The organism is Marinifilum sp. D714 (assembly GCF_030851345.1).
Classification (GTDB): Bacteria; Bacteroidota; Bacteroidia; order Bacteroidales; family Marinifilaceae; genus Marinifilum.
In genome coordinates this window covers 1-3519 of sequence record NZ_JALPNU010000050.1, presented here as the reverse complement: position 1 = coordinate 3519, position 3519 = coordinate 1, and the positions used below count along the sequence as shown (strand labels likewise).

Annotated in this window: 3 protein-coding genes; all 3 read right to left on the bottom strand. The window is 31.7% G+C overall.

Annotation, left to right across the window (positions count from 1 at the left end):
• Positions 1-183: 183 nt before the first annotated feature.
• Complete coding sequence (locus M0051_RS19460; protein ID WP_306743238.1) at positions 184-858, bottom strand: hypothetical protein; 675 nt, start codon at positions 856-858, stop codon at positions 184-186.
• Positions 859-1086: 228 nt separating this feature from the next.
• Positions 1087-1704 (bottom strand): hypothetical protein, encoded by a 618-nt coding sequence (locus M0051_RS19455; RefSeq protein WP_306743237.1) that lies wholly within the window; start codon positions 1702-1704, stop codon positions 1087-1089.
• Positions 1705-1868: 164 nt separating this feature from the next.
• Positions 1869-2603 carry a DUF6261 family protein gene (locus M0051_RS19450; RefSeq protein ID WP_306743236.1) on the bottom strand — a complete coding sequence of 245 codons (735 nt, stop codon included), beginning with the start codon at positions 2601-2603 and terminating at the stop codon, positions 1869-1871.
• Positions 2604-3519 lie beyond the last annotated feature (916 nt).

Here is a 3519-nt window from a genome sequence, read left to right as displayed (position 1 = left end):
CAAAACAGAGAAAGTTTTTTCATAGAATTAGATTTAGGTTAGTAAATAGTGGTTAGAGAAAATTCCGGACTTGCGAGTTCGGGATTTTTCTTTGGTAGGAAATATCTTGCTTTCAGGTAAAGCGCTAAAAAAAGGATTAATTTTATGAAGTTTTGTATATTCAAAAACAAACGATTATAATTCCTAATCCTTTGTTTTCATCAACACAAATTTATTTATTAAGTAATTATATTTTTGAGGATTTTCATCATAAAATACCCTTGGAACTTGCAAACCAACGGTATATGTGCAAGGCATTTTATATATAGAGTAGAATAGAGACTGCATTTCAAATTCCATATCAACCTCTCTTACAGTATAGTTGAATTTTATTTCAATTGCTTTTCTATTACTAACATATACTTTTCTTGGGCTGAAATTACAAATATCAGTATTAACCAATTTAGGAAGCATTTTGCGATAATTACTTTCCATTCCAAACCTTTTATTATCCCATAAATCCCAAACATTAAAATCTTGGGATTTCATATCTTTCAACTCAATAACGTTTATAGAAAATGAAATCGCACTATCTAATTGTACTCCTCTTATTACTGTATGTTCTGATGTACCTCTATCAGTTTTCCAGTTATTCGGAAAATCCATTGAGAACCCATACTTAAAATTTGAATAAATCATAGAAATGGAATCTAAATGCTCAACTGAATTACCTTCCAAATAACTTTGCTTATAAGATGGCTCAAAATCAGAGTTATTTGATTTTGATTCAATATTAAATTGCTTAAAATAAGTGAATCCAATAAAGAATAATACAAGTGCTACAAACACATAAAAATTCCGAACTTTTTTATCCATCATATTTCCTCCATTTATTATAGGTTCTTATCCAATAATAGATGAACATTATTGTGCCAGATAAAGGAGTCAGTAGTATAGAAACTATTAAAATATATCCCCAGTCCTTTTTTCTTATTAAACCAGCTGACATGAAAAATTCTTGAATTCTATAGAGCATATGTTAGGTATTAATTAGCTGTATTGTATTTTTTCATTTGATTGCATTTATATCTATTGAGAACGCAAGTATTAATTTACTTTTAATGTTTTTTCCCAGCTTGGTAATTCTGACCCATTTTCAAAAATAGACAAATCAATTTTGCCTTTGTCCACAAGATAAATTTCAAGATCAACAATTCCAGTTTTTACCGATTTGAACTTTCTTGATGTTTCTCCTTTGTCGGTTTTAAGGTCAAAGTGTTTCCAGCCAGGTATAGACTGAAAAACTGGAAACTGCCAATTCTTACCTGAAACCTTAACTACAATAGTTTGTCCTTTAGGAATTTCAACTCTCATAGAATGAGTTCCAATTTTATATTCTCCTTTAGTTTTATCAAGAATATTAGTACCAAATTCTCCAGAAGGTGGGTATTTGATTGTTTTAATATTAGATCCGTCCATAGCTGAAATCTCGTCAACACCTAATTTAACTTCTTCTATAGCGTCAAGTACCTTATCTGTATTTTCTTTATTTTTTGTATTAATACTCTTAGGAATACTATCTAATTTTGCAATAATTGTTTCTTCACCATTCGTTTGGGATATACCTTTTAACTTATTCCAACCATCATTCGCCTTAAAACCACCGATAGTAGTTAAGATCAAACCTGCAATAAGAAGGATAATTCCAAAAATAAGTTCATTCATTCGTTTAAATTTTAATATAAACATATCTATTAGTTATTCACTGTTTATCTACATCTAAAAAGCATCACTAATTAGTGATAAAAATCGCCCTATTTCATTCTTAATTATTGTCCAAAAACAAAAGCCCCACCCCAGTGGAAGCTTTTGCATTACAATTCTTTATTCTATATCGCTTCGGCTTCTACCTCCTCATCACTTTTTGTGCGGCGGCGCTTCACCAATTCGTTGTTATTCTCTATTAACTCAGCAATGGTTTGGGCTGTAGATAGGAAAGTATCTGGTTGTACTTTTGCCATGGTGTTCATGTAGCCTACCAAGTTGTCGTTTACTTCTTTAATGGCTGCCTTCTTTAGCTTACTGGCAGTTGCCAAATCTTTCTTGGCTCCTTCGCCTTCGGCTTGTTGTAGCGCAATGGTTTCAAAATCTTTTTCTGCTGCAGTTAAAGCTGCTACAATTTCGGCCACCCCTTGCAATTTGGCAATGGCAGCTGCAACTTCAGGCTTGCTTAAATCGTTCAACATGGAATTTACTTCTGCCGTTTCTGCAGCATTGTCTTCATGTTGTATTTCCAATCCATATTGTACCAATACATTATAAACCACCAAGGCAGCTTCTTTTATTTCTGCAACAGGAATATGAGTGTAGCCTTCCACCAACTTAAACAAGGAGCGAATTTGCAAATCGCGGACAAGATCTTTTTCGCCAATTTGCGAATAAGTTTTCAAGCGGTTTATGGCCTCAGTTAACGAAGTATTGTACTCCGTTACCTTACCAATTACAGAAGTTAAGAACGTATTGGTGCTCCAATCGCTCTTTGCAAGTGCGGCTAAAATTAGACTTAACAATGCGCTAGTATCGGCATTGCGACTGTTAATTGCAATTTTCTTAATCAATGTCATACTGTGTGATTTTAGTTAATACTTATTGATTATTTTAAACTTGTTTTCCAGCACTTCTTTCATCCGAAAAGCTATTGCTTTGCTTTGATCAAATGATAATTCATTAAAAAATTCCTTTTTCAGGCTTTTATCAAATGATAATTCATCAAAAAATTCCTTTTTCGGACTTTTATTAAATGATAATTGATTGAAAAATCAGTTTTTCAAGCTTTTATTAAATGATAATTGCTTAAAAAATCCTTTTTCGAGCTTTTATCAAATGATGATTGATTCTGAAAAGATTTTTCTTTGCCAACTTCTCTCATTTTTTCCTTCACACTCTAACGAATTTAGCCAATTATTTAAGCTAAACAAAAAAATAGTAAATATTTTTATTGTCTTATAGCAGGAAGTAAAGTTCAAAAGAATGCACACTAATGAATAAGGATAAATTCCTGACTAACAAATCCATTTTCTACACTTAAAGAAAACAACTAATAAATATCATCTATCTTTCTATCCTATCAAAATCAATCATTGATTTTCATAAAAACAAAACCCGAAGATTAATTTATCTCCAAGCTAAAGTTGAAAACTAAGGATGAAATCATCTAAAATCGATCTTTTGGCTTGGGTTTTAACCCGAGACACTCATACAAACTAAATATTACGGTACGATGTACCTTTTTTGATATCATGCAAATTTTCTATAAATATTATGGTACTCCGCACCTAAAGCTCTTTTAGGGCGTAGCAGCAGAGCTGCGAAATATTTATAGAACTACACATTAGAAATTTTAACAAGGTGCAGCGCACCGTCATATCAATCGCGACAATCCCTTCACTTTTAAGTTTCATTAACTTTTATTCAAAGCATTTAGCACATTTCTACCCTACATTTGTAATGTACAAAACAGAGAAAGTTTTTTCATAGAAT

Coding starts and splice junctions, on each gene's coding strand:
- M0051_RS19455 (WP_306743237.1), bottom strand. CDS start 1,704: ATGAATGAACTTATTTTTGGAATTATCCTTCTTATTGCAGGTTTGATC.
- M0051_RS19450 (WP_306743236.1), bottom strand. CDS start 2,603: ATGACATTGATTAAGAAAATTGCAATTAACAGTCGCAATGCCGATACT.
- M0051_RS19460 (WP_306743238.1), bottom strand. CDS start 858: ATGATGGATAAAAAAGTTCGGAATTTTTATGTGTTTGTAGCACTTGTA.